This window comes from Nocardioides kongjuensis, from assembly GCF_013409625.1.
GTDB classification, from domain to species: Bacteria; Actinomycetota; Actinomycetes; order Propionibacteriales; family Nocardioidaceae; genus Nocardioides; species Nocardioides kongjuensis.
Map to the genome: position 1 here is coordinate 3,662,236 of NZ_JACCBF010000001.1, position 24,408 is coordinate 3,686,643.

Sequence of the window (24,408 nt, forward strand, 5' to 3'; positions counted from 1 at the left end):
CGGCTGACGTCGTCATGACACTGCCTCGATGGGAGCGACGCCGATCATCGAGTCGCGGGTGACCAACCCGGCGAGCTGTTCCTCCGACCACCCCTCGGTACCCGGCGGACGCTGGGGCAGCACCCAGTAGCGGATCTCGGAGCTGGAGTCCCAGACGCGGATCTCCCTGGTTTCTGGGATCTCGTATCCGAAGTCCTCGGCCAGCACCTGTCGCGGCGCTCGGACCATGCGCGAGCGATACTGCGGCTCCTTATACCAGTTGGGCGGCAGGCCAAGGACGGGCCACGGGTAGCAGGAGCACAGCGTGCAGACGATGGCGTGGTGCACCTCATCGGTGTCCTCGAGCACCACCATGTGCTCGCCCTGCCCCCCACCGATGCCCAGCTCGGCGCAGGCCGCAGTCCCGTCCTCAAGGAGCCGCTCCTTGAACTCCGGATCGGCCCAGGCCTTCGCCACCGCCTTCGCGCCGAGTTGCGGGCCGACCTCGTTCTCGTAGATGTCGACGTAGCGGTCGATCATCTCGGTGGTCAGCAGGCCCTGCTCGATCAGCATCGACTCCAGGGCCTTCACCCGCGCCGCGATCGCCTCCGACGTGCGGTCGGCTTCGCTCATGTTCCCGCTCCTTCGCTCTCTCGCACCAGCTCGATGTAGGGTTCCCAGACGTCGAACGTCGAGGAGGTCCGGGGATCGGCGTATTCCTCGCCCCATAGCTCGGTGCCCTCGAGCCGGATCGTGTAGAGGTGGTGCGGATCCTCACCACGGTCGTTGCCGGCCGAGTCTGGGAACACGAACGAGCCGCGGTACGCAACGACCGTCCCGACCTTGCCGCGGACGTAGCGGGCCAGGCGCGTGTGGCCCAGGGGTGCGATGCCACGGACCCGGACGACGTCGCCCACCGCAAAGCCGATCGGCGCCTCGGTCGGTCGCGACGCCGGGGCACCGTGCGTCGAGAGCGCATCGACGATCTCGATCAGCTGCGGCTTCGGCTCATGGACCGGGAGCGCCGCGTCCGGGTGGTCCAGGAAGTACTGCGTCCGACGGTCCAGCTCGTCGGGGTCGATGTGACCCTTGGCGATGCCGTGATGCTCAAACGAATGGAGCCAGTGCTCGTAGTACGACGAGTTGAGATAGGTCACGGGGTCCATCAGCTCGATGCCGTGCCGGAAGGAATCCAGGCCAAACCAGCCGCCGATCATGCAGGACAGCTGCATGGTGAAGACGACCCGCTCCCAGTCATGGAAGAACGGCGGTTCTGAAGGGGATGCCTCGGTCGGCCCGAGGCCATCGGTCCCGCCAAGGTCGAATACTCCGTTCATGCGTGGTCCTTCGTTCGTTCCCATCGCTGGAATCCGCCCACCTCGGCTTCGAAAGCATGGGCGACGCGGAGCACAGCGGCGTCGTCGAATTTCCGGCCGATGATCATCATCCCTACCGGCAGACCCCCGGCCATGCCAGCGGGCACTGAGCACGCGGGGTGGCCAGTCACGTTGAAGGCGGCGGTGTTGGCGAGCATCTCGGTACCGCGAGCGAGGATCTCGGGAATCTCTGCGCCAGGTCCCGGAAGTGGCGTCGCTCGAATCGGCGACGTCGGCATCACCAGCACGTCATAGTGACGCAGGGCGTCGTCGTAGGCGGCGGAAAGCGTGGGCTCGAGGTTACGCGCCATCGCGTAGTGCCTGCCGTGGGCAGTGTTGCGGGCGTGGCGGCCGGCAAGCATCGTCAGGTGGAGCGACTCGGAGAACGCGGCGGGGTCCCTCTGCCGCCGCGAGCCGTAGTAAGACATCAGCTCGGGGTCGTACCGGCCCTTCCACCCAGAGCCGAAGGTGTTGCCGTCGACGAGCTGCGCGAGGGCGCCTTCGAAGGCAATGACGCTGAACAGCGCAGCGGCGTGAAGGTGCCAGGGGATGGACACCTCTTCCGCGACCGTTCCCGCTGATCGGAGGAATCCGACAGCAGCACGAACCGTCTCGTCGACCTCAGGCTCGGAGTTGGCATGTCCGAAACCCTCAGTGACCACTCCGACCCGCAGGCCGGCCACTCCTTCGTCGAGCCGTCCGGCATAGTCGGTCGGCTCCAGGAAGGACGGCTGGCGTGGGTCGAGGCCATCGGTTCCGGCGATCACGGTGAGCATCTGGGCAGCATCCGTGACCGTCCGGGCCGTGGGCCCGAGGTGGTCCAGCGTGAGCTCGACCGGCACCGCGCCGGTATAGGGCACGAGTCCCCAGGTGGGCTTGTGCCCGACCACGCCGAGGCATGCGGCCGGGATGCGGATGGAGCCTCCCTGGTCGCCCGACACTGCCATGTCGGCCTCGCCCGTCGCGACGAGCACGCCACTGCCGCTCGACGAGCCCCCCGTCGAGCGGCTCGGATCCCAGGGATTGCGCACCGGACCGGTCTTGCTGGTGTGCGATCCCGCGGACATGCAGAGGTCTTCGCACACGGACTTCCCCACGATCACGGCGCCGGCCCTCAGCAGTCGGGAGACCACCGTCGCGTCCTCTCGAGGGGTGAAACCCTCGAGCATCCGCGAGCCGTTCATCATGGGTACGCCCGCGACGCTGGTGTTGTCCTTGATGACGATGCGCCGGCCAGCCAGCGGACCGTCATTGCACTCCTGGATCTCAGTCTGGACATACCACGCCCCCAACGGGTTGTCGTCGTCCGATGGATGGGTCCAGGTCCGGTCCGGCGCTGCTGGCACATGCTCGGCGTAGAGCAGCTCGACGAGGTCCCATGCGGCCATCGATTCGTCGGCCGCGACACGGTAGTGCTGCAGGTCATCCGGCGAGACGTCGAAACCGTAGGCTGCGGCGATCTGGGCGAGGGCCGACGCGGTGGGCCGCTCCATCGGCATGTTCAATCCTCTTCTCCTCCCGGGCGTATGTGGCGATCCTCACGCCGGAGGCGCGGTCAGGGGAACAGAGACACCCCAGAGCCGGAGGACAAGGCTTCTCGGAATACGCAAGCCCGTCGTCCGACCGCGGCGGAGGCGGTCACAGACCGAGGTCGCGCCCGATCAGCTCCTTCATGATCTCGTTCGAGCCGGCCCAGATCTTCGTGATCCGAGCGTCCCGCCAAGCGCGACCCACGCGATACTCGTTCATGAACCCGTAGCCGCCGTGCAGCTGTACGCAGCGGTCGAGCACCTCCGACTGCGCCTGGGCTGCCCACCACTTGGCCTTCGCGGCATCGATGGCGGTGAGCTCTCCCCGCACGTGGGCCATGACGCACTTGTCGACGTATGCCTCCGCGACCTCGATCTGGGTGAAGAGCTCGGCGAGCAGGAACTTGTTGTGCTGGAAGGTTCCGACAGGTTGCCCGAACGCCTCGCGCTCCTTGGTGTAGACCAGCGTCTCCTCAAGGATCTGCTTGGCATGAGCGACATTGCTGATGGCGGACCCGAGTCGCTCCTGCGGGAGCCACTGCATCATGTGGATGAAGCCGTGGTCGAGCTCGCCGATGAGCTCCGCATCCGTGACCCGCACGTTGTCGAAGAACAGCTCTGCCGTGTCCGACTCCTCCTGGCCGACCTTATCGAGCTTGCGGCCGCGGGAGAAGCCCTCCTTGGTGGTCTCGACCGCGAAGAGCGAGATCCCGCGCGCCTTCTTGTCGGGGCTGGTCTTGGCCGCGACCAGGACCAGGTCGGCGGAGTAGCCGTTGGTGATGAACGTCTTGGAGCCGTTGATCACCCACTCGTCCCCGTCACGGACCGCGGTGGTCTTCAACGCGGCCAGGTCCGATCCCCCGCTCGGCTCCGTCATCCCGATCGCACACAGGATCTCGCCCGACGCGATACCTGGCAGCCAGCGCTTCTTCTGCTCCTCGGTGCCCAGCTCGACGAAGTAGGGCACCACCGTGTCCGAGTGGATGCCCCAGCAGCTGTTGAGGGCCGCGACGACCTTCGAGGTCTCCTCCCCCAGCACCGCCGCGAACCGGAAGTCCTCGGCGCCGCTGCCGCCGTACTCCTCCGGGATGCCGAGGCCCAGCAACCCCTGCTCGCCCGCTGCAAGCCATAGCTCGCGCGGGAAGGCCTTGTTCTCCACGTAGGAGTCAAGATTCGGAATGACCGAGCGCTCCATGAATTCCCGGACGGACTTCCGGAACGCCTCGTGGTCACTGTCGTAGATCTCGCGTCTCACGTGCTGCTGCCTTGCCTTTCGTGATGTGGTGAGTCGGCGTTTCCGCACACTCAGCGGACGATCCGGATCATCTTCCGGTTCAGGAACTCCTCGATGCCGAGCCGGCCAAGCTCACGGCCGAAGCCCGATCGCTTGACACCACCGAAGGGCATCTCGGGTCCCATCGCGTTGACCCCGTTGACGAAGACCATGCCGGCGTCCAGCCGGGTCGCGACCCGACGCGCCTGCTCGGCGTCCGTGGTGAAGATGTAGGAGCCGAGTCCGTAGTCGGTGTCGTTCGCGACCCGGATCGCCTCCGCCTCGTCTCGAACCTTGAACACCATTGCGACCGGCCCGAACAGCTCTTCGCGAGCGACGGCGCTGCTCTCGACGCCCGTGAGCACACCGGGGGCGAACCAGGCACCTCCCTGCTCCTCGGCGCCGGCGAGGGTCGCGCCGTCAGCGACGGCCTGCGACACCTGCTCCTCCAACCGCTCCGCCGCAGCACCGGACGACAACGGCGCCGCGGGCATCGCCGTCAGCCGTGCACTGAACTTCGTCACAAAATCGTCGTACAGGTCCTCGTGGACGATCATGCGCTTGCCTGCGTTGCACGCCTGGCCGCCGTTGGCCACACGTGCCATCACGGCCGCGTCCACGGTTGCGTCCATGTCATCGGTGCTGAGCACGATGAACGGGTCGGAACCACCGAGCTCGAGGACGACCTTCTTCAGGTGCCGGCCGGCGATCTCGGCGACTGCCGCGCCGGCCCGCTCGGATCCGGTCAGCGACACACCCTGGACGCGGCGGTCGGCGATCACGGCCTCGATCTGGGCGTTCGTCGCGTAGATGTTGTTGTACGCGCCGGCCGGGAAGCCGGCGTCGGCGAAGAGCTGGGCCAGCGCGGCGGCGGACTCCGGGCACTGTGGGGCGTGCTTGAGGACGATCGTGTTGCCGGCCACCAGGTTCGGCGCGGCGAAGCGGGCGACCTGATAGACGGGAAAGTTCCACGGCATGATGCCGAGCAGCACTCCGAGCGGCTGCCGCTGGATGAGGGCGGAGCCGCCGCCCCACTGGACCGGGATCTCCTCGTCGGCGAGGAAGGCCTCTGCGTTCGCCGCGTAGTAGGCGAAGATGCTGGCGCTGAAGTCGACCTCCATGAGCGCCTGGTCGAGCGGCTTTCCCATCTCGCGGCTGATGATGGCCGCGAGCTCGTCCCGCCGCTCCGTGTGGAGCTCGGCGGCGCGCCGCGTGCACTTCGCCCGGTCGCTGACGGCGGCGTCGCGCGCCCAGGTCTCGTAGGCCTCGGACGCGTTCGCCACGGCTGCCATCACGTCGTCGTCGGTGGCCGTCGGATAGGCGCGGACCTCCTCGCCCGTTGCGGGGTCGACCACGGCATAGCGTTGCTCAGACATCCATCTCTCCGTTCATGAGGGCCGACGAGTCGCTGCCGTCAGCGGGTCGCGCTCGGCGCGGGCGTCGAGGGCGACTCGATCTGGTCGCACGCCCTCAAATGATAGTGCGCTATCACTGTAGCGGTCACTGTGAAGTGCCGGCAAGGGGATCGGGGAGATTTGTCCTTCGAGAGGACCAGGTGATCAGAGCTGCCAGGAGCGCAGCGCCCGCGTCACGCTCTCGGGCGGCGTCACCGACCGCTGCGCGCGGGCGTCGAAGAACACCAGGGTGGAGCTTCCCCTGGCCACGATCGTGGCGCCGCTTGCCACCACCGAGTCGATGGCCATCGAGCGGTTGCCGATCCGGGACACCCAGCTCCACATCTCCACGGACTCCCAGTGCTCGGGAGCGGGGCGGTGGAAATGGACGTCCTTCTGGGCGACCACGGTGGAGGTCGGCTCGAGGTCCATCTCCGCCATCAGCGCGATCCGCGCCTCCTGAAGGAACTCGAAGACCGCGGTATCCGCCACGTCCCCCCGCGGCGACAGGTCCGCCACACGGACGGCGACCCGCAGGTGATGACCGCGTTCGACCACGATCGGGGCCACCGAGGGCCGCTCCCCCTGGCTCCGTGATGGCGGGGAACCCAGGACGGCTCTCGACCTGGCATGCACACGCGGGCTCCCGGTCCCTTCCTCGCACAGCTCGGCCAGGACGACCGGTTCCTGAGGGCTCGGGTCGACCCAGGCGCGGGTCGCGATGGTCGCGCCGGTGCCGAACATGAGGGGCCTGAGATAGGTGACGGCCTGCCGCGTCACCGCCAGGCCATCCTCGAGGAAGGCGCGATGCGCGTCCTCGAAGTAGGCGGCGTACGCGACGTTGTTGACATGCCCCAGCGCGTCGACGTCGGCCCACCGGAGCTGCACCGCCCGCCGCACCGCGTCCGACCGTTCAGGACCATCCGGCACCGCCGGTGCGGCTCCTTGCAACGACATCCACATCACCTCTCGCCTCGCACCGCGGCGTCGTGCCGGATGTTCCTCCTGGCAGCCCCCGCGACATGGCACCTCCGCGTGTTCACGGCGCCGACCCGGGCGACACGCCCTAGACTGCGCCGCAGACCGAAGGAGAGGTGCGCGTGGCATCGGACAGTCCCCCGCAGTTGGGCCTGCGGGAGCGCAAGAAGCAGGAAGCCATGGGCCGGATGCTCGCCGCGGCCCGCGACCTGATGTGGGATCGCGGGTTCGACGCTGTCACGACCAAGGAGATTGCTGCGCGCGCTGACGTCGGGGAGGCCACTCTCTTCCGCTATTTCCCATCGAAGCTCGACTTGTTCCTGATGGTCTACGGCGAGGAGTTCGAGCGGGTCGTCGACGCGTGCGCCGAGCAGGAGGCCGACAACCACGCGACCGTGTCGCGCGATGCCGAGGCCTATGTCGATCGCATCCTGGCCAGCTACCGCATGTTCGCCGAGCTCTATGTGAGATATCCCGACCTGGCCTTCACCTACGTGAAGGAATCGTTCGGCGCCCACACGGACGTGGCACAGAGCGGGCTCGCCTACGCGAACCGGTGGTTCGAACTGCTCGAGGCGATCGTGGTGCAGGCCCAGACGGCACGCGCGTTCGCGAGCATCGACGCGGCGGTCGTCGTCCAGAACTGTCACGCGCTCTACGTCCACGAGGTGCTCCGCTCCCATGCACGGGGCCTGCCGTCGGCGAAGCTGCCGGATCGCCTGACGCATCGCCTCGAGGTTCTGCTGCGCCCGCTCCAGATCCTCCCTAAGGCGAAGTGGCTCGAGCAGCTGGCCTCGATCTGAGGACCGCACCCCGACCGCTTCGGGCTCAACTCAGACTGTCGTCGGCCCGGACCGCTCTCGCCCCGGGGTGGGTTGCCGATAGCCGCTTGTTCCCCGGTCCTGCGACGTACTCCCGCAGGGTCTCGCCCTCGTAGTCCTTCCAGACCCGTCCGCGCTTCTGCAGTTCGGGAACGACCGTGTCGACGAACGCTTCGATGTCGTACGGCGCGACGGCGTACGACAGGTTGATCCCGTCGAGATCGCCCTCGTCGATCCAGCGCTCGATCTCGTCCGCGACGGTCTCGGCGCTGCCGACGAGGACCGGCTCGACCCCTCCGATGCTCATGTGGTCACCGATGTCGGCCGGCGTCCACTCCCGCGTCGGGTCCAGCTTGGTGAACAAATCCAGGACCGTCTGGATGGCATTGGTGTCACCGGCGGCCAGCGGGCTGTCCCGGTCGAAGCGCGCGAGGTCGACCCCGGAGAAGCCGCCGAACAGCGCCATCGCTCCCTCGGGCGACGCGTACTGCTGGTACTGCTTGTACCGGCGCTCAGCCTCCGCATCGGAGTCGGCGACCACCGCCGTGAGAATGGTGTAGATCTTGACGTCGTCCCGCTTGCGGCCGGCGGCCTCGACCTGGTCGCGGATGTCCTTGGTGATCACCCGGCTCAGTCGGGAGTTGAGGACGTTCACGAAGAGGCCTTCGCCATGCTCCGCAGCGAAGGAGCGGCCGCGGGACGAGGCGCCCGCCTGAAAGATCACCGGGGTCTTCTGCGGCGAGGACTCGGCCATGTTGAAGCCGTCGACCTCGAAGTAGCGGCCCTTGTGGCGAATGGGGTGGACCTTCTCCGGGTTGACGTAGATGCCGCGCTCGCGGTCGAGCTCTACGGCGTCGTCGTCCCACGACCTCTCCCACAGCTTGTACATGACCGACATGAACTCCTCGGCCATCTCATAGCGCTCGTCGTGCGGCAGGGGCTTCGTGCCGAAGTTCCGCGATGCGCTGGGGAGGTACGACGTGACGACGTTCCAGCCCACCCTGCCCTTGGTCAGGTGGTCCAGGGTGCTGAAGCGCCGCGCCAGCGGGTAAGGGTGCTCGAACGTGGCCGACGCCGTGAGAGCGAAGCCCAGCCGCTCGGTCACCGACGCCATCGCCGAGACGTACTGGAAGGGGTCGTTCGCGGGGATCTGCATCCCGTTGCGCAGCGCTGGGTCGACCGAGCCCTCGTAGATGTCGTAGGGGCCCAGGACGTCGGCGAGGAAGATGGCGTCGAACCGTCCACGCTCGAGAGTGCGCGCCAGGTCCAGCCAATGGTCCAGGTCCTTATAGCGATGGGCCTGGCTCTGCGGGTGCCGCCACAGGCCCGAGCTCTGGTGCCCTGCGGCCGTCATGTTGAAGGCGTTGAGGGCGATGCGCTTGCTCACTCGTGCTCCTGAACTTGTCGAGATGAACTACACTTCGATCGAAGTATACTCTCACTTTCTCATGCCCAAGCCCGAAGCGGAAGTGTCCGCAGCAGGTGCGGCGCGGATGCTGCGGCAGGGGCGGCCTCAGCCGCCTTGGGCCCCAACCGTGGCGGTGACGTCCTCGACACCGTGGATGATGTGGGTGATCGCGCCGCTCTCGTCGAACACGGGCTGGTTGACCGGCCTCCAGTACCGGGCCTGGAAGACGCCGTCGGCGTCCGCGATGTCGTACCGCGTCACCGGCATCGCGTGGCCGGCCTTCTCGTCCAACACCCGCTGGAGAGCCGCGAGCATCGTCGCGGTGCCCGAGGCCTCGGGATCGTCGGGGTTGTCCGGGAACACCTCGAACTGGCTCCGCCCGACGACCTCGTCACGAGCCCGCCCGTCCAGACAGGTGTCCGTGACGGCCACGATTTGCCAGTCGAGGTCGAGCACTAGGTAGTTGGCGGGGATCGCGTTGAAGAGGCGCTCGAAGTCGAGTGTGTTCATGGGTGAGGCTCCTGGCTGGGGTCGACGGGTGCTGACAGCAGTCGAGCATGTGACCGAACCTGCTGACGAGTACGAACTTCGGACCCATCACCCGAGACACCTCGCGGCCGCACATGAGCCCTTGGCGATAATGCAAGGTCCGCCGCCAAAAGGCTGCGCACTCCCTATAGCGGGGTGTACACGGAGCCTCCAAGATCACGTCTGCCACAGGTTCCGCAGACATCTCAGGGACGTGGCTGTCGCGCGACGGAGGAGAGCTCACATGGTCAATGCGGTGCAGAACATCTGGCGTCATGCAGATGCGAATCCCGACCACGTCGCCCTGCGGGTCGACCGGCGCTCGTGGAGCTACGGCGAACTGCGGGCCCACGCCCGCAACGCCGCGCGTGAGCTGGCCGGGCGCGGCGTGACCCGTGGCGACCGCGTCCTCATCATGCTTCCGACGAGCGCGGAGTTCGTCTTCGTCTACCACGGCGTGCTGGCGCTCGGTGCCGTCGCCGTCACGGTCAACACTCTGTGCACGCCCCGCGAGATCGACTACTTCCACTCCGACGCCGAGTGCGTGCTGGCCGTCGGTTGCCCTGACACTCGAGACGCCCTTCTCGCGTCGTCCGACAGGCCGGCCTGGATCGTCGAGCCCGACTCGCTCGTGGCGGCTAGGACACCGGTCGACAACGCGATGACCTACGTGGAGGCGGATCCGGTCGATGCCGCCGTCCTGCTCTACACGTCTGGAACCACCGGGAGCCCCAAGGGCGCGGTCCTGACGCACGGCAACCTCCTGGCCTGCGGCCGGTCGTTGTCACAGATCCAGGGGCTCGAGCCGGAGGACCGGGTGGGCACGGCGCTTCCACTCTTCCACGTCTTCGGCCAGGCCTCGGTGATGGCCTCGGTGCAGCACGCCGGTGCCGCGCTGTCGCTGCTTCGGCCATTCGATGCCGTGCAGATGCTCGACATGGCTGTCTCCCACCGACTGACCATGATGGCCGGCGTACCGACCATGTGGAACGAGATGCTTCATGCCGACACCCCCATCACGGCCGACGACCTTCCCGACCTTCGCTACTTCCTCACAGGCGGCGCACCGCTTCCCCACGCGGTCAGGATCGAGTTTGAGACCCGGTTCGGCGCGCGCGTACTCGACGGCTACGGGCTGAGCGAGACGACTGGAGCCGCCACCGGCCAACCCCTCGCCGAGGAACCCAAGGAGGGCAGCGTCGGTCGCGCCGTCCCTGGCTGCCAGCTTGCCATCCTCGGGGCAGATCATCAGCCGGTGCCCGCCGGTGAGATCGGCGAAGTCGCCGTCCAGGGACCCAACGTCATGCGGGAGTACTGGAACCGGCCGGATGCCACCGCCGCCGTACAGAGCGGCCCCTGGTTCCTCACCGGCGATCTCGGCCGGATGGACGAAGACGGGGACCTGTGGATCGTCGGCCGGCTCAAGGAGCTGATCATCCGCGGGGGGTACAACGTCTACCCCGCTGAGGTCGAGGACGTCCTCTACCGCCACCCGGCAGTCGTGGAATGCGCGGTGATCGGCATCCCCGACGAACGCCTGGGCGAGGAGGTTGCCGCCGTCCTGGTCCTCCAACCGGGTCACGACCTCGACGTGGCCCAGGTGCGCACCTGGCTGGGTGAGCGACTCGCCTCGTACAAGGTCCCGCGCGTCTACCACCTCCGCGATGCCCTCCCGAAGGGCTCGACGGGCAAGATCCTCAAGCGCGCGATCGACGTCGACGACGTCGCACAGCACGGCATCAGGACCCGCCGCAGCGACAGCACGAAAGCGACCGCCTGAATCGACCAGGTTGCAAACGGTCGTCATCCCCCGTCGCAGCGCGTCGGGTCGTCACAGGTAGTACAGCCGCGAGAGCGCGACCTTGTCGACCGGTCGACTCGTGAGGGCGTGCCCGTCGAGGGTGACCGAGGTGGTGTCGGGATCGACCTCGACCACGCCCGTGCGTCCGTGGTGAACCATCGCGGACAGGTCGACGGTGCGGGTGTCCCGCACGGCGACGCGGAGTCGCCGGGTCGGTGCCGTGTCCTTGCCGGAGTCGAGGCTGGCCTGGCTCACGTAGAGGACGGAGAGCTCCATCGCGGCGGCTCCATGGCCGCCCAGGTGGGGCCCGAGGACGATGGGCTCGGCGAGCGGGACGGAGGCGTTGGGATCGCCCGTCGTGCCCCAGGCCGGGAACCCGGACTTCAGAACCATCTCGGGAGTCGTCCCGAAACGGGCGGGTGACCACAGGACGAGGTCGGCTCGGAGACCGGGTGCGACGCGGCCGATGTCATGGCTCAGGCCGTGTGCGATCGCAGGGTTCGTGGTGAGCTTGGCCAGGTAGCGCAGCACACGGGCGTTGTCGTGCCGCTCGTGATCGGCCCCTCGCTCAGCCTTCATCTTGCCCGCGAGGGCGAAAGTACGACGAACCGTCTCCCCGGCCCTGCCCATGCCGAGTGCGTCGGAGGAAGTGATGGGAATGACACCGAGGTCGTGGAGGACGTCCTCGGCCGCCATGGTGGAGGCGCGGATCCGGTCGCGTGCTCGTCGCGTCGCATCGGCCATGTCGCCCGAATGACCGTGCACCGCCAAGATCATGGGCACGTGCTCGGCGATCGCATCCCGACCGAAGGGGAGTGTCGGGTTGGTCGAGGACGCGATCACGTTGGGGACGCCAGCGAGCCGCAGCACGTCCGGGACGTGTCCTCCACCGCAGCCTTCGACGTGGAAGGCGTGCACGGTCCGTCCACCGATCACGGCCAACGTGTCGGCGACCGAACCTGACTCGTTGAGCCCGTCGGTGTGCAGCGCGACCTGGACGTCGTACTCGTCGGCGACGTTGAGAGCAGTGTCCAGGGCGCGGGGATGAGCCCCCAGGTCCTCGTGGACCTTGAAGCCGCACACGCCGCCATCGACGACTGCTTCGACCAGCGCGTGCGGAGTGGAGGACGACCCACGGCCGAGGATGCCGACATTGACCGGCCAGTCGTCGAATGCCGACTGTGCCGCGCGCAGAGCCCACGGCGAGTTGACGCCGACTCCCCACACGCGTCCGAACTCCTGACAGATGACGGTCGTCACGCCGCTGGACAGTGCTTCCTCGAGGACGCGCGGCGTCAGGAGGTGGACATGGGTGTCGATCACCCCGGCGGTGAGCAGCATGCCGTCGGCGTCGATGATGGTCGTGCCGGTTCCGACCACGACATCGACGCCGTCGAGTGTGTCGGGATTGCCGGCGCGACCGATGGCCGAGATCCGCCCTGACCGGACGCCGATCGAAGTGCGCACGACGCCGAGCTCGGGGTCCAGGACAAGCGCATTGACGATGGCGATGTCACACGTCTCCCCTGCCCTCGCTGCCTTGAGATGGAGGCCGTCCCTCGCGGTCTGAGCGAAGCCCACGGTGAACTCTTCGGTGGGCTTCTCCGCGTCGTGCTCGACCTCGACGACCAGTCCGCTGTCGCCCAGCACCACGCGATCGCCTTGATGGAAGCGCGTCATGACTGGGCTGCCCCGTCGCTGCTGGGCCAGCAGCTCGCGTACGGAACGCCAGACGTGCCGAGAAGACCAGCCTCTCGGGCACGACGGAAGGCCGCGTCACGCACGGCAGGGTCGTCGAGCTGACCGTCGACATAGCCGGAGAAGCCCACGACCACACGATCACCCCCGATGGGTACGAGCTCGACATCCTTCGCCACACCTGGGTCGAAGCGGATGTTGGAGCCGCCCGCCAAGGCCAGCCGCCGTCCGTAGGCGGACGCACGATCGAAGCGCAGCAGCGGATTGACCTCGAAGAAGTGGAAATGGGAGGTGACGGTGATCGGCACGGCTCCCGTGTTGGTCACCACGAGCCTGACGACACTCGCCGGATCGAACGCGGCGCCCCGGGACGCGGTGGCCGCCATCTCACCTCGGAGCACCGTGCCGGGAGGCAACCTGCCCGCCTCGGCTGCGCTCAGCGTCGGGTCCGGTGGGGGTGAGCTGGCGGGGCCGAACGGTTCCGTCACGACAACGAGGCGGGCCCCGTCGTCGAAGGTCGCCTCCACGGCCACCGCGCCGACGATCTCCGGCACACCGGGCAACAGCTGGGCGCGGGATAGCGCGTGTTGGCCGGCGACCAGCGCCTCCGTGTGCCTGAGGCCGTCCCTCGCGGCTTCGACCACCGCGTCGGCGACGATCGCCGTGGCCTCCGGGGCGTTGAGGAGAACGCCTCGCTGCAGCCTGCGGCGCGCGAGCTCGGCGACGAGGAAGATCTGGAGGTGGTCGTTCTCCGTCGGAGTCAGGTGCATCGGGGCTTCTTCGTGGGCGACATCGTGGCGCGTTCGGTCAACCGTGCTGGGGTACCCGGCTCAGGTTCTTCGCCGCGACCTCGATCGCGGCACCTTGGTGCGGCAGCAGACCGAGCCCCTCGGTCGTCGCGTACCCCTGGTAGGGGTCGACGACCTCCGTCGCGATGCCAGACAGTTCCTCGAGGACCGCGAGTCCGTAGTAGGGCACGGTCCAGCGGGAGTAGCCGCCCTCATGCAAGAACACCAGGCGACCGTCACACAACTGGTCTGCGGCCACCAGCAGCTTCTGCGTGAGCTCGCGATACCCGCTCGAATGCATGAGCATCCTCCCCATCGGGTCCATGTGACCGGCATCGAAGCCACAGGGGACGATGATGAGGTCGGGACGGAACCTCTCCAGCGCGGGAAGCACGATGGTGTCGAAGACTTCGTTGTACGCCGCCGCCGAGCAGCCGGGAGGCAGCGGAACGTTCAGGTTCGTTCCCGCCGCCGGCCCCTCGCCGACCTGGTCAACGAAGCCGTCGTCCGGTGGGAAGAGGCGGTCCTGGTGAATCGAGATCGTGAGCGCCCGAGGCTCGTCGTACAGCGCGGCCTGGGTCCCGTTGCCGTGATGCACGTCCCAGTCGACGAGAGCAACTCGGTCCAGCCCGCCCTGTTCCAGAGCATGCCGCGCAGCGATCGCCGCGTTGGAGAAGATGCAGAAGCCCATCGAACGATCCGGCTCAGCGTGGTGTCCCGCAGGCCGGAGGAGGGCATAGGCATTGTCCACCTCGCCCTTGACGACCGCGTCGACCGCAGCGATGGCTCCGCCCGCAGCGAGGGAGGCGATCTCGTACGCGCCGCGGGGAACGGGTGCGAACACCCCGATCTCACCACCCATGGGCAGGTCGGAGAGGTCCTTCACCGACTGGATGAAGGCGGCGGGGTGGACGAGGGCGAGCTCAGCCTCCGACGCCTTGCGAGGCGCGACCCGGGTCAACTGGTCGAGCAAGCCGCTCACCTCGACCAGGCTGCGGAAACGCCGTACGACCTCATGGTCATAGACATGTCGATCGGGTTGGATGCTCAAGCCGTCCGGGTGGACGAGGCCCGCGTCTTGGCCCAGGTCGAACCATGCGTACTTCTCGTGCCAGACGAATCCGGTGCGTCGTGTCATCGGTGTTCCTTTCCCCTACGCCTTGCCTGAGCGTCGTTGGGAGATTGCAGTGGACACGGCGACAGCCACGAGGAGTGCGACGCCGTTGAATGTGGGCTCGACCCAGTCCGCCGCGCCGGCGAGCACCAGGCCGTTGACGCTGAAGGCCACGAAAAGGACTCCGAGGAGCGTGCCGACAACATTGAAGGTTCCAGGCTTGATCGCGGTAGCGCCCAGGAACGCCGCGGACAAGGCGGGAAGGGTGAATCCCGGACCGACCAGCGGATTGGCCGTTCCGGCACGAGCCAGCAACAACACGCCCGCTATGCCGCACAGCACACCGGAGAGCACGAAGCTGGAGAGGACCATGCGGGAGACGTCGAGTCCCACCAGACGTGCTGACGTCGGGCTCGAACCCACCGACGCGAGGTAGCGCCCATAGGGCGTGTGTCGGAGCAGGTAGTAGACCAGCACCGAGATGAACACAAGCGCCCACAGGGTGCGCGGAACTCCCAGCCACTGCCCGGATCCGACGTTGGTCAGGGCTTCGGGAATCCCGGTACTGAGCACCTGGTTCTCCGTGTACAGGCTGATCAGTCCCGCAACAACGGTCGAGGTACCAAGAGTTGCGATGAGGGCGTTCACGTCGCGATAGGCGACCAACCAGCCATTCAGCAGTCCGACTACAGCTCCCGAGAGAACTCCCAGGGAGACAGCGACGGCAAGGGGCAGTTCGTGCGTTGCAGCCGCGCTACCCGTGACGATGGACGACAGGCCGATCATGGCACCCACCGACAGGTCGAACTTGCCACACGTGAGGGGAAGAATGGAGGCAAGGGCTGCCACGGCGATGACCGACTGACTGCCGAGCACGTTCCTGAAATTCGCAAGGGTCGGGAACGTCTCCGCCGTCTGCCCATAGACCGTGAAGAACAGGCACAGCGCCGCGAACAGGACGGCGAGCGCGTACTTCTCGAGCTGGGCAAGCAGTTCTGGACCTCTGCGCAAAGTCGCAGGCGCCGCGGAGCCAACAGTCGCTTCACGGTTGGTTGCCATGGTCACGCCACGTTCTCCTCGGACAGGTATGAAAGCTCAGTGAGACGATGGGCCTCGATGTCAGCGCCGGTCACCTCTGCGCAGACTCGTCCCTCCCGCAGGACCAGGACCCGGTCGGCCGCGAGGGCGAGTTCCTCGAAGTCGGAGGTGACGAGCAGAACGGCAGTCCCCGCTTCGACGGAGCGTCGGACATGGGCGTAGATGTCTGCGCGCGCCTGGACATCGACGCCCTGGGTCGGCTCGTCCAGCATCAGGACGAGCGGATCGCGCCGCAGCCACCTGGCGAGCACGACCTTCTGCTGGTTGCCGCCGGAGAGGGTTCCCGCCAGAGCAGTGTCGCTGGCGGGCTTCACGCCAAAGCTTGCGATCAGACCCCGCGCATCGGCGCGCTCCCTGCGATGCTGTAGTCGACCCGCTGACCAGTAGCGGGGAACGACAGCAGCCGACAGATTCTCCCGCACCGACTGAGAGGGGAACAACGCCTCGTCACCGCGGTCCTCCGGCACCAGTCCGAAGCCCGCCCGGATCGCCGCGGCCGGACGGGAGGGCATGTAGGGAGCCCCGTTCAGGCGAATCTCGCCCTCCGTGGCGGGCAGGTCGCCGAACAGTGCCCTCAACAGTGCACTGCGGCCCGACCCCAACAGGCCTGCGATGCCCAGGATCTCGCCCCGATGCAGGTCCAGGTCCACTCCCCGGAGCGGACCGGCGACAAGTCCCCGTACCGACAAGACGCGCTCCTTATCGATCTCGCCCACCCGAGCAGGAATCACCCGGTCGAGGCTGCGGCCTGCGATCAGCTCGACCAACTGCCCTTCGGTCATGCCGGCCACCTCGCGGGTCACCACCTGGGCGCCGTCTCGCAGCACCGTGACGCGGTCGGCGATCTCGAGGATCTCTGAGAGACGATGACTCACGTAGACGATCGTTTGGCCGGCCGCTGCGAACTTGCGCAGAGCGCCCAGGAGGATGCCGACCTCCCAGTCCGGCAGCGAGGCGGTCGGCTCGTCCAGGACGAGCACCCCGTCATGAGCACCATCTTGGTCCTGGAGTGCCCGTGCGATCGCCAGCATCGTGCGCTCTGCTGGGCGCAGGGTTGATACCTGTGAGTCGGGTGAGATGTCCAGGGAGAACCGCTTCAGCACGTCGGCCGCGTGTCGCCGGGTCGTGCCCCAGTCGATGCGACCACCCGTCGCTCGGGCGAAGCCGCGGCCGATCGCGAGGTTCTCGGCCACGGTCAGCGCACCGAAAACAGCCGGGTCCTGGTGCACGAAAAGCAGTCCAGCGGACCGAGCCAGCGTGGGAGACCACTCATCGGCATCCGCGGAGACGCCTTGGACCTCGATCGTCCCGCCCGGATCGGCGTCGTAGACCCCGGCCAGCAGCTTGATGAGTGTGGACTTGCCCGAGCCGTTGCCCCCCAGCAGCGCGTGCACCTCCCCGCGACGCACCACCAGGCGGGCGTCGCGAAGGACCGCGGTACCGGCGAAGGTCTTGCTGAGCCCCTTGGTCCGCAGCACGATGTCGTCGACGCCAGCAGGAACACCGGTCATGAAATGCCCCAGATCTTCCGGTAATTGGCCTCGTAGTCCTGTTTGGGGGTGCCGTCCGCGTCCACGTTCCCGTCGTAGTACGTCGTCTCGCTCGGGAAGGGCCCCTCGCCGTCGATCGTCTGGTAGCCGATCCCAGAGTCCACCTGGGGCTCCCCCTGCAACAGGCGGTTCATGCCGTCGATAGCAGCCCAACCCACCCAGCGCGCCGGCGTACCCGCAATGAAGTCCTGGCCCTTGTCGTCCCGCACGAAGCCGACGTTGGGAGTCAAACCCTCACCACCGACGACCAACACATCGTCGTTGCGTCCTGAGGCCACCACGGCCTGGGCAATGCCTGCAGTCAACGCTGCGTCGTAGGGCACGTAGACCACATCGGCCTGCGGGTTCTGCGTCAGTGCGGCCTCGGTCTTGCCCTGGAGCTTCCCCGTCACGAGGTCAGTCAGGGTGAAGGGCACCTTCTTCACGATCTCGCACCCGCCGCAGTTGGCGATGCGCTTCTCGAAGCCCAAGTTCAGGTGCTGAGCGATTAGGATGTCCGTCTCGGTGAACTCGATGATCTTCGCCCCACCGTCCGTGCTGGCGATCGCGTAGTCGGCCTGGCTGCGGGAGTAGCGCTCCTCGCTGAACTCCTGATACGTGATGCCGCCCGCTAGGAGAAGTTGGGCGTCGAACAGGGGGGCGCCACCCGAGGCGAGCATCGGGTCGTCGCAGTCGAAGGCGTAGAAGGCGAACGTCTTGACTCCCGCCTGCTTGGCATTCTCCAACGCGCTCTTGGCATTGACGCAGTCGACGTTCGCGAGGATGATCCCGTCCGCCCTGGCCGCAATGGCGGAGTTGATCCCGTTGGCATACTCCTCAGGGCTGCCTTTGCCGTCGACGATCGTGACGTCCCAACCGACGGCTTCACCAGCCTCCTTGGCTCCCTCGGCAGGCACCGAGCAGCCCTCGGCCGCCATGGTCGAGCAGATCACCCAGATGTTCTGGCCGGCCTGTGGCGCCGGCCCAGTGGTGGGCAGCGGGCCGTCCTGGCCCTCTCGATTCGCTCGCACTGCCGCTGTGGCCTCTGTGAGGACGTCCTCAGAGGTTTCGCCACCGCTGCCGGAATCGGCGCCAGAACCTCCGCACGCGGAAAGGAACAGCAGACCTGCGGTCAGCGATGCCATCAACAACTGATGCCGAAGCTTCCGAGGGGCGCATCCACGCGTACCGGTGATCTGTGTCATGCCACTCCAATCGATCGCGGGTACCGCCGAGCCGTGAGGTAAGTCACGCGGTGGCGATCAGTGTGGGAGGGCCGCGAGCCGGCCGGGTACAGAGGAAGTCCAGCCTTTCCCGCGTCTGTGTCGCAGAATGCGCAACGCCCTGCGAGTGAAGGCGTGCTCGATCAGGACAGAGCCCCGCCGCGGTGGTGGGCTTTGAGGTGATCCTCGGTGCCTACTCGCCGCTGTTGATCGCGGCGATGGGTCCGGTATCGCTGTCGGGGTAGAGCAGCGCCATGGATGCCTCGGACAGGTAGCGGCGGTCGCCGGCTTGCCACTCGTCGTGCATGTCGGCCAGGACGGCGCCGACGAGGCAGATCACGGCGGCGGGGTTGGGGAAGATCCCGACCACCCGGGCGCGGCGCTTGAACTCGTTGTTGACCCGCTCGGGTTGGTCGACCAGCTCTTCTGCGAGTGCGCGCGGGAGAACGCGGCGGAAGCGAGGACCTTCGCCTTGGCCTCGTCCATCAGTGGCCCGATCTTGGGGAACGACTTCGCGAGCGGTCACGAACCTCGTCCCCATGCCGTGACGACCGCGTCAGCGTCAGGTTGCGCGAAGGCGGTACGGAACGCCGCGGCGGCCGTGCTTCCACGACGGCGGGGTTCGAGGATGACGGGCAGGAACGAGCCCTTGCGGAGCTTGGGGATGCGCAGCTCGACGTCGCCGGCCTTGGTCGTGAGCATCCGCGGGCGGTGGCCGTTGCGGTCAGTGACGCGCTCAGGGGTGCGTTCGTAGGGTGCGGCGCCGATACGTTCGGTCGCCTCGATCTCGATCAGTTCCTGCAGTGTGTCCAGACTCGCGATAGCGATGGTTACCTGACCGTCGATTCAGGCGGAATAGAAGAGTCGCGAGAACTGGTCTGCCAGCCACGGACGAGGGCCAGGCCGCAACCCCGTCGGCGAGGACGCGCGTATCGGCGCTGAGACGACCGTAGCTGAGCAAGAGCCACGTCACGGGGTCTGCGTCGAACTGGACGTCGACCGGGCCGGGGCTGTCGGGGTCGACCGTCAGAGTTCCGTCGTGGAACTGGTAGATGTGGCTGATGCCCAGACCGCGGAGCTGGAGCCGGTACACAGCACTGAGTCCCGCCGCAGCGACCGGATTGACCCATCCAGGCATGACCTGGTGCGTTCCTTGCAGAATCAGCGGGACGTGCGCCGGATCGATCGGCCAGTCCTCGCCGACAGTGTCCGCGATGTCGTATCCGTGGACGACGAACTCTCCGAGGAGAGTTCCCAGTGAGCGGTCGGCGCGGATGCGCTGGTTCCCATCGAAGTTCATGAGGCGGGGTTCGCCGTCGAACGAATCGATGAGCTCCACGAACTGACGGGTGTCGGTCGTCAGCCTCACCGCCAGCTGCTGGGCGTCGCGCGTGGGGAGGGTGCGAACCTGCTCGGCGTTGTAGGCAGGCAGCTCCGACGAGCAGGCCGGCCACGTGCCGCCACCTAGCGCAAGGGCGTGGTAGCGCGATGGCTCCATCGCCACGTGGCCGAACGTGTCGAGGATCGACCAGCCAGGCGTCGCGGCCACCGCCCGATCCGGATCGGCGGCGTTCGAGGCGAGCTGCGCGAACCGCTGAGCCATGGTGAGCACCGCCGTCGCGCGCGTGGCCGACATCATTCGTACGCCGTCGATGTAGCTCATGTTCGCCTTTCGTAGCGGCCGATCCCCACCAGCCGAGTGCGACTCGGCCCCTCCGTGAGAGTACACTCCGAAATTTCTGTTCGCGAGGGTCCAAGCTCTACTCCCTGTGGGTGGTCATGCTCAGTCGGCGCCTGGGAGGCCAAAGCGGACCGGGCTTGCCTACGGCCATCGGCACACGAGGGGCGAGGGAGGAGAGGCGCCCCGCATGCCGCCCGACTGGGCAGCCACGGGGCGGCCTTCCCCACCACGGACCTCGATGCCTCCCTCGCGGAAGCCGCTCCGCATACCAGCGAGCTATCCGCTGCCCAGCAGATCAGGAAACGAGCAACGACAACGTTTCCACGACGCAGACCGGTTTGCCGCCCTCACGGCGCTCGACCGTGACCCGCGAGGAGACGAGGTCACCGTGGACTCCCGGCGTCACTGACACCAGCTCGACGCCAGCCCTCACTGCCGAGTCGACCGGCAACGGCGCCGGGAAGCGCAGCCGGTCGGCGCCGTAGTTGACACCCATGCGAAGACCCACGACCTCGTAGATCTGCCACACGAGCTTCGGAACGACAGCGAGAGTCAGATAGCCGTGCGCCACTGTCGTACCGAAGGGCCCCTGGGCTGCCGCTGCACGATCCACGTGGATCCACTGGTGATCGCCGGTGGCGTCGGCGAACTGGTCGATCTGACCTTGCGTCACGACATGCCAGTCGGAGTACCCGAGATGGGTCCCGACCGCCGATCGCAGATCCTCGACGCCATCGAAGGTCCTCATCCGCGTGGCCCTCCTGCCACATACAGGACCTGGCCGGAGACGAAACCTGCCTCAGGGCTGACGAAGAACGAGACGCAGTGTGCGATGTCGCCAGGATGGCCGACTCGTCCGACCGGGATCTCCTCAGCTGCACGAGCGGTGAACTCCGCGAACGGGACACCGACCCTCTCAGCGGTCTCGGCAGTCATCTCCGTCTCGATGAACCCCGGGGCCACGGCGTTCGCCGTCACTCCGAACCTCCCCAGCTCCAGGGCCAGGGTCTTGGTGAATCCCTGCAAGCCCGCCTTTGCGGCGGAGTAGTTCGCCTGTCCACGGTTGCCCAGTGCGGAGCCGCTCGACAGGTTCACGATCCGACCGAAGCTCGCCGCGACCATGTGGCTCTGCACCGCCCTGCTCATCAGGAAGGCCCCGCGCAGGTGCACCTCCATGACGCTGTCCCAGTCCGCAACACTCATCCGGAACAGCAGATGGTCCCGGATGATCCCGGCGTTGTTGACGAGCACCGTCGGCGGGCCGAGGTCGTCGGTGACCCGCGCCACGGCGCTCTCGACCGCCGCCTCGTCGGCGACATCGGCGCTCACCGCGACGGCTCGGCCGCCCGCCGCCCGGATGTCCTCCACCACGGGCTCACAGGCTGCGGCGTCCAGGTCGACGAGGCCGACTGCCAGACCGTCCGTAGCTAGCCGGCGCGCGACTGCTGCACCGATTCCTCGTGCGGCGCCCGTCACGATGGCGACACGGGCGTTCACCGTCGGCTGCGATGTCACGAGAGGCGCTCCAGAACCATGGCCATGCCCTGTCCGCCGCCGACGCACATCGTCTCGAGCCCGAACTGCTTGTCGTGCCATTGAAGAGAGTTGATAAGCGTGCTCGTGATCCGGGCTCCGGTCATGCCGAACGGGTGACCCACTGCGATCGCGCCGCCGTTGACGTTGAGGCGATCCTCCTCGATCCCCAGCTCGCGTGCGGAGGCGATGACCTGGGCGGCGAAGGCCTCGTTGATCTCGACCAGGTCGATGTCACCGATACTCAGGCCGGCCAGGTCCAGGGCACGACGAGACGCGTCGACGGGCCCCAAGCCCATGATCTCAGGCGAGAGACCGCTGATGCCGGTGCTGACGATCCGAGCCAGGGGCGTCAGACCGAGCTCCTTGGCCTTGATGTCCGACATGATCACCAACGCCGCCGCCCCGTCGTTGAGGGGACAGCAGTTGCCGGCCGTGACCGTCCCGTCGGGGCGAAAGACCGGCTTCAGGGAGGAGACGCTCTCGATCGTCACGCCGGCACGCGGGCCGTCGTCAGCGCTGACGACCGTGCCGTCGGGCAGGGTCACCGGAGTGATCTCACGAGCCCAGAATCCCTTCGCGATGGCCTCCTGAGCCAGGTTCTGACTGCGGACGGCGAACGCATCCTGGTCGGCGCGGCTGACACCCTTCGCCTGGGCCACGTTCTCCGCCGTGTGACCCATCGAGATGTAGACGTCCGGCAGGTCCCCGGCGATCCGGGGGTCCGCCCAGGTCTGCCCGCCACCTGCGAACTTCTCGGTCCGGGCCCGGGCCTCGGCGAACAGCGGGTTCTCGGTGCCGGGAGGCCCGTCGGCGCCACCGTTCGTGTAGCGGCTCACGGTCTCCACGCCACCGGAGATGAACACCTGGCCCTCGCCCGACCGGATCCCGTGCAGTGCCATCCGAGTCGTCTGCAGGCTCGCCGAGCAGTACCGGTTCACCGTGACGCCGGGCAGGTGGTCCATTCCTGCGAGGACCGCGACGGTCCGTCCGATGTTGAAGCCGGCCTCTCCTGCGGGCTGACCGACGCCGAGCATCAGGTCCTCGATGTCCCGGCGGTCCAGCTCGGGGACCTTCGAGAGAGCCGCCTCGACCATCTGGACGGCCAGGTCGTCGGGGCGCATCTCCCGGAGCGATCCCTTGGACGCTCGGCCGATCGGCGAACGGGCGGTGCTGACGATGACGGCTTCTGGCATGACATGCTCCTTGGATCTTGATCGACCGGGATGATGGGCGCCCGGCTCGTGTTGACTTCCGACCTCGCCGAACCTGCGTGACGAAACGGTGCGGACCACACAAGGCTGGAGGCACAGGTCAGGACCGGCGTACGGGAATGGCGAAGAGTTTCGGACGGGGTCCTCTCGATTACGTCAATCGCCGACCGGCAGTTGTGACGTGGACCGCATCAGGCCGGGCTACGCAACGACCGCGACGACCCGGGAGGCCGCCGCCGCCGCTCGAATCAGGGCCGCCGCGCGCTGCTCCACGTCCGCAGGCGACGTCAGGCCGGGCCGCCCCCACAGCGTCAGCATGTACGCAATCCGCCCGTCAGGGCCGAAGACCGGAGCGCTGAGCGAGCGCAGCTCGACGTCACCATCGGGGTCCTCGACGCGGTTGTACCCCGGAAGTGCGGAGAAGAGCGCTTCGCGCAGGTCCTCCGGCGACGTCGCAGGGTCACCGGCATTGACCCGCGTCGCCACGGACTCGAGGTGAGCGCCTTCGCGGTGACCCACGGCGATGGCATAGCCGCGCTGACGGACCAACGCTGGGACGCGCCGGAGGGCGGCCAGCTCGTCGGCATCCATCCCGTCGGCCACGCGCGCTATCCACCGCTCGCACAGCTCGTCGTCGCCCCAGGCAGCGAAGCAGCTGCCGATCGGAGCCATGAAGGGCAGGCGTTGACCGACGCGCGTGGGCGACACAGCGATGTCGGTGTGTCCCGCGGCTGCGGCAAGCACCATCTCGTTCCCGACGAGGGCGATCGCCGTCACCTCGGTGTCCAGGTCAGCGGCCAGCGACTCCATCTGCGGACGAGCCAGGTCGATCAGGCCGAGGTGCGCCAGCAGATCGGAGTCACCCGAGACCAGGGACGAAGGTCGGAACGAGCCGTATCCTCCGCGGAAGAAGAGCAGCGGCTCGCCGGGCGAGCCGAAGTCGAGATCGACCACGCGACCCACCACGATGTCGTGATCCCCACCGTCATGGATCTCGTCGGTGACGCAGTCGATCCACACCACCGCGTCTCCCAGGACCGGGTTTCCGCCCGGTGAGCGGCGCCATTCGAAGCCGGCGAACTTGTCGCTCTTGCGCATGGCCACGGCACGACACAGCTCCTCCTGGTCCGCGCGGAGCACGTTGATGCAGAACCGGTCACCCGTCGCCCGCAGAGCGGCCCACGACGACGACGTCTTGCTCGGCAGGAATGCCACGAGAGGCGGGTCGAGTGACACCGAGGTGAACGAGCCGACCGTCATCCCGACCGGCTCGCCGCTGGCGTCCGAAGCGGTGACGACGACCACGCCCGTGGGGTACTGGCCCAGAACCTCTCGGAAGTGCCGAGCCTCGATCCGGGTCCTGACGTGATCCCCGTCTGACATGAAGCCTCCGTCTCCTCTGCGCTCGCACATGCATTTAGTGCACTTTGTTTGATAGTGCAC

At 67.4% G+C, this 24,408-nt stretch carries 21 protein-coding genes and 2 pseudogenes; 2 read left to right on the forward strand and 21 right to left on the reverse strand.

All coding sequences use genetic code 11. The features are described 5' to 3' along the window. Positions 1 to 12: 12 nt before the first annotated feature. The 6 genes from nthA to BJ958_RS17640 form a co-directional block, all read right to left on the reverse strand. A complete protein-coding gene (nthA, locus tag BJ958_RS17615) occupies positions 13 to 612 on the reverse strand; it encodes a nitrile hydratase subunit alpha (RefSeq protein ID WP_179728208.1) in 600 nt (199 codons plus the stop codon). Next, entirely contained in the window at positions 609 to 1,316 is a 708-nt protein-coding gene (nthB, locus tag BJ958_RS17620) for a nitrile hydratase subunit beta (protein WP_179728209.1), read from the reverse strand. The genes nthA and nthB overlap by 4 nt, the downstream gene beginning before the upstream one ends. Beyond that, positions 1,313 to 2,854, reverse strand: a complete 1,542-nt coding sequence (locus BJ958_RS17625) for an amidase (protein ID WP_179728210.1) — start codon at positions 2,852 to 2,854, stop codon at positions 1,313 to 1,315. Before BJ958_RS17625 ends, nthB begins: the two co-directional genes overlap by 4 nt. Positions 2,855 to 2,993: 139 nt before the next feature. Further along, positions 2,994 to 4,139 carry an acyl-CoA dehydrogenase family protein gene (locus BJ958_RS17630; RefSeq protein ID WP_179728211.1) on the reverse strand — a complete coding sequence of 382 codons (1,146 nt, stop codon included), beginning with the start codon at positions 4,137 to 4,139 and terminating at the stop codon, positions 2,994 to 2,996. Positions 4,140 to 4,189: 50 nt separating this feature from the next. Then, positions 4,190 to 5,533 carry an NAD-dependent succinate-semialdehyde dehydrogenase gene (locus BJ958_RS17635; protein WP_179728212.1) on the reverse strand — a complete coding sequence of 448 codons (1,344 nt, stop codon included), beginning with the start codon at positions 5,531 to 5,533 and terminating at the stop codon, positions 4,190 to 4,192. A 183-nt stretch (positions 5,534 to 5,716) separates the two neighbouring features. Continuing rightward, entirely contained in the window at positions 5,717 to 6,514 is a 798-nt protein-coding gene (locus BJ958_RS17640; RefSeq protein WP_179728213.1) for an acyl-CoA thioesterase, read from the reverse strand. 137 nt (positions 6,515 to 6,651) lie between these two features. Here BJ958_RS17640 and BJ958_RS17645 point away from each other — a divergent pair, with 137 nt between their 5' ends. Continuing rightward, positions 6,652 to 7,332: a TetR family transcriptional regulator gene (locus BJ958_RS17645; protein ID WP_218865838.1), complete on the forward strand. Its 681-nt coding sequence runs from the start codon at positions 6,652 to 6,654 to the stop codon at positions 7,330 to 7,332. 25 nt (positions 7,333 to 7,357) lie between these two features. On the opposite strand, the gene BJ958_RS17650 is transcribed toward BJ958_RS17645, so the two are convergent. Both BJ958_RS17650 and BJ958_RS17655 read right to left on the reverse strand, forming a co-directional pair. Next, positions 7,358 to 8,737, reverse strand: coding sequence for an NtaA/DmoA family FMN-dependent monooxygenase (locus BJ958_RS17650; RefSeq protein ID WP_179728214.1), 1,380 nt, complete (start codon positions 8,735 to 8,737; stop codon positions 7,358 to 7,360). Positions 8,738 to 8,863: 126 nt separating this feature from the next. Then, positions 8,864 to 9,268 carry a PAS domain-containing protein gene (locus BJ958_RS17655; protein ID WP_179728215.1) on the reverse strand — a complete coding sequence of 135 codons (405 nt, stop codon included), beginning with the start codon at positions 9,266 to 9,268 and terminating at the stop codon, positions 8,864 to 8,866. Between the two features lie 262 nt (positions 9,269 to 9,530). Between BJ958_RS17655 and BJ958_RS17660 the strand changes: the two genes are divergently transcribed. Continuing rightward, the gene (locus BJ958_RS17660) at positions 9,531 to 11,066 is read left to right on the forward strand and encodes a class I adenylate-forming enzyme family protein (protein ID WP_179728216.1); all 1,536 of its coding nucleotides are present in this window, start codon (positions 9,531 to 9,533) and stop codon (positions 11,064 to 11,066) included. 51 nt (positions 11,067 to 11,117) lie between these two features. Here BJ958_RS17660 and BJ958_RS17665 read toward each other — a convergent pair whose 3' ends face one another. The 13 genes and pseudogenes from BJ958_RS17665 to BJ958_RS17720 form a co-directional block, all read right to left on the reverse strand. Further along, positions 11,118 to 12,740: an urease subunit alpha gene (locus BJ958_RS17665; RefSeq protein ID WP_343052723.1), complete on the reverse strand. Its 1,623-nt coding sequence runs from the start codon at positions 12,738 to 12,740 to the stop codon at positions 11,118 to 11,120. 23 nt (positions 12,741 to 12,763) lie between these two features. After that, entirely contained in the window at positions 12,764 to 13,555 is a 792-nt protein-coding gene (gene ureB / locus BJ958_RS17670) for an urease subunit beta (RefSeq protein ID WP_179728218.1), read from the reverse strand. A gap of 37 nt (positions 13,556 to 13,592) precedes the next feature. Further along, positions 13,593 to 14,711, reverse strand: a complete 1,119-nt coding sequence (locus tag BJ958_RS17675) for a class II histone deacetylase (protein ID WP_179728219.1) — start codon at positions 14,709 to 14,711, stop codon at positions 13,593 to 13,595. 15 nt (positions 14,712 to 14,726) lie between these two features. Beyond that, entirely contained in the window at positions 14,727 to 15,746 is a 1,020-nt protein-coding gene (locus BJ958_RS17680; protein ID WP_246319681.1) for an ABC transporter permease, read from the reverse strand. 2 nt (positions 15,747 to 15,748) lie between these two features. Further along, entirely contained in the window at positions 15,749 to 17,296 is a 1,548-nt protein-coding gene (locus BJ958_RS17685; RefSeq protein WP_179728221.1) for a sugar ABC transporter ATP-binding protein, read from the reverse strand. Further along, positions 17,293 to 18,459: a sugar ABC transporter substrate-binding protein gene (locus tag BJ958_RS17690; RefSeq protein ID WP_179728222.1), complete on the reverse strand. Its 1,167-nt coding sequence runs from the start codon at positions 18,457 to 18,459 to the stop codon at positions 17,293 to 17,295. The genes BJ958_RS17685 and BJ958_RS17690 overlap by 4 nt, the downstream gene beginning before the upstream one ends. A gap of 271 nt (positions 18,460 to 18,730) precedes the next feature. Beyond that, positions 18,731 to 19,134, reverse strand: a pseudogene (locus BJ958_RS17695) (transposase); the annotation flags it as partial. A 60-nt stretch (positions 19,135 to 19,194) separates the two neighbouring features. Next, a pseudogene (locus BJ958_RS29320) lies at positions 19,195 to 19,350 on the reverse strand (transposase); the annotation flags it as partial. Next, positions 19,274 to 20,200: a maleylpyruvate isomerase family mycothiol-dependent enzyme gene (locus BJ958_RS17700; protein ID WP_179728223.1), complete on the reverse strand. Its 927-nt coding sequence runs from the start codon at positions 20,198 to 20,200 to the stop codon at positions 19,274 to 19,276. The gene BJ958_RS17700 and the pseudogene BJ958_RS29320, both read right to left, overlap by 77 nt. A gap of 313 nt (positions 20,201 to 20,513) precedes the next feature. Further along, on the reverse strand, positions 20,514 to 20,966 hold the full coding sequence (locus tag BJ958_RS17705) for a MaoC family dehydratase (protein ID WP_179728224.1): 453 nt from the start codon (positions 20,964 to 20,966) through the stop codon (positions 20,514 to 20,516). Further along, on the reverse strand, positions 20,963 to 21,715 hold the full coding sequence (gene fabG, locus BJ958_RS17710; RefSeq protein ID WP_343052724.1) for a 3-oxoacyl-ACP reductase FabG: 753 nt from the start codon (positions 21,713 to 21,715) through the stop codon (positions 20,963 to 20,965). The genes BJ958_RS17705 and fabG overlap by 4 nt, the downstream gene beginning before the upstream one ends. 14 nt (positions 21,716 to 21,729) lie before the next feature. Then, a complete protein-coding gene (locus BJ958_RS17715) occupies positions 21,730 to 22,947 on the reverse strand; it encodes an acetyl-CoA C-acetyltransferase (RefSeq protein ID WP_179728226.1) in 1,218 nt (405 codons plus the stop codon). Between the two features lie 219 nt (positions 22,948 to 23,166). Next, positions 23,167 to 24,348 (reverse strand): flavin reductase, encoded by a 1,182-nt coding sequence (locus tag BJ958_RS17720; protein WP_179730244.1) that lies wholly within the window; start codon positions 24,346 to 24,348, stop codon positions 23,167 to 23,169. Positions 24,349 to 24,408 lie beyond the last annotated feature (60 nt).

Coding starts and splice junctions, on each gene's coding strand:
- nthA (WP_179728208.1), bottom strand. CDS start 612: ATGAGCGAAGCCGACCGCACGTCGGAGGCGATCGCGGCGCGGGTGAAG.
- nthB (WP_179728209.1), bottom strand. CDS start 1,316: ATGAACGGAGTATTCGACCTTGGCGGGACCGATGGCCTCGGGCCGACC.
- BJ958_RS17625 (WP_179728210.1), bottom strand. CDS start 2,854: ATGCCGATGGAGCGGCCCACCGCGTCGGCCCTCGCCCAGATCGCCGCA.
- BJ958_RS17635 (WP_179728212.1), bottom strand. CDS start 5,533: ATGTCTGAGCAACGCTATGCCGTGGTCGACCCCGCAACGGGCGAGGAG.
- BJ958_RS17640 (WP_179728213.1), bottom strand. CDS start 6,514: ATGTGGATGTCGTTGCAAGGAGCCGCACCGGCGGTGCCGGATGGTCCT.
- BJ958_RS17655 (WP_179728215.1), bottom strand. CDS start 9,268: ATGAACACACTCGACTTCGAGCGCCTCTTCAACGCGATCCCCGCCAAC.
- BJ958_RS17660 (WP_179728216.1), top strand. CDS start 9,531: ATGGTCAATGCGGTGCAGAACATCTGGCGTCATGCAGATGCGAATCCC.
- ureB (WP_179728218.1), bottom strand. CDS start 13,555: ATGCACCTGACTCCGACGGAGAACGACCACCTCCAGATCTTCCTCGTC.
- BJ958_RS17675 (WP_179728219.1), bottom strand. CDS start 14,711: ATGACACGACGCACCGGATTCGTCTGGCACGAGAAGTACGCATGGTTC.
- BJ958_RS17680 (WP_246319681.1), bottom strand. CDS start 15,746: ATGGCAACCAACCGTGAAGCGACTGTTGGCTCCGCGGCGCCTGCGACT.
- BJ958_RS17685 (WP_179728221.1), bottom strand. CDS start 17,296: ATGACCGGTGTTCCTGCTGGCGTCGACGACATCGTGCTGCGGACCAAG.
- BJ958_RS17690 (WP_179728222.1), bottom strand. CDS start 18,459: ATGGCATCGCTGACCGCAGGTCTGCTGTTCCTTTCCGCGTGCGGAGGT.
- BJ958_RS17700 (WP_179728223.1), bottom strand. CDS start 20,200: ATGAGCTACATCGACGGCGTACGAATGATGTCGGCCACGCGCGCGACG.
- BJ958_RS17705 (WP_179728224.1), bottom strand. CDS start 20,966: ATGAGGACCTTCGATGGCGTCGAGGATCTGCGATCGGCGGTCGGGACC.
- BJ958_RS17715 (WP_179728226.1), bottom strand. CDS start 22,947: ATGCCAGAAGCCGTCATCGTCAGCACCGCCCGTTCGCCGATCGGCCGA.
- BJ958_RS17720 (WP_179730244.1), bottom strand. CDS start 24,348: ATGTCAGACGGGGATCACGTCAGGACCCGGATCGAGGCTCGGCACTTC.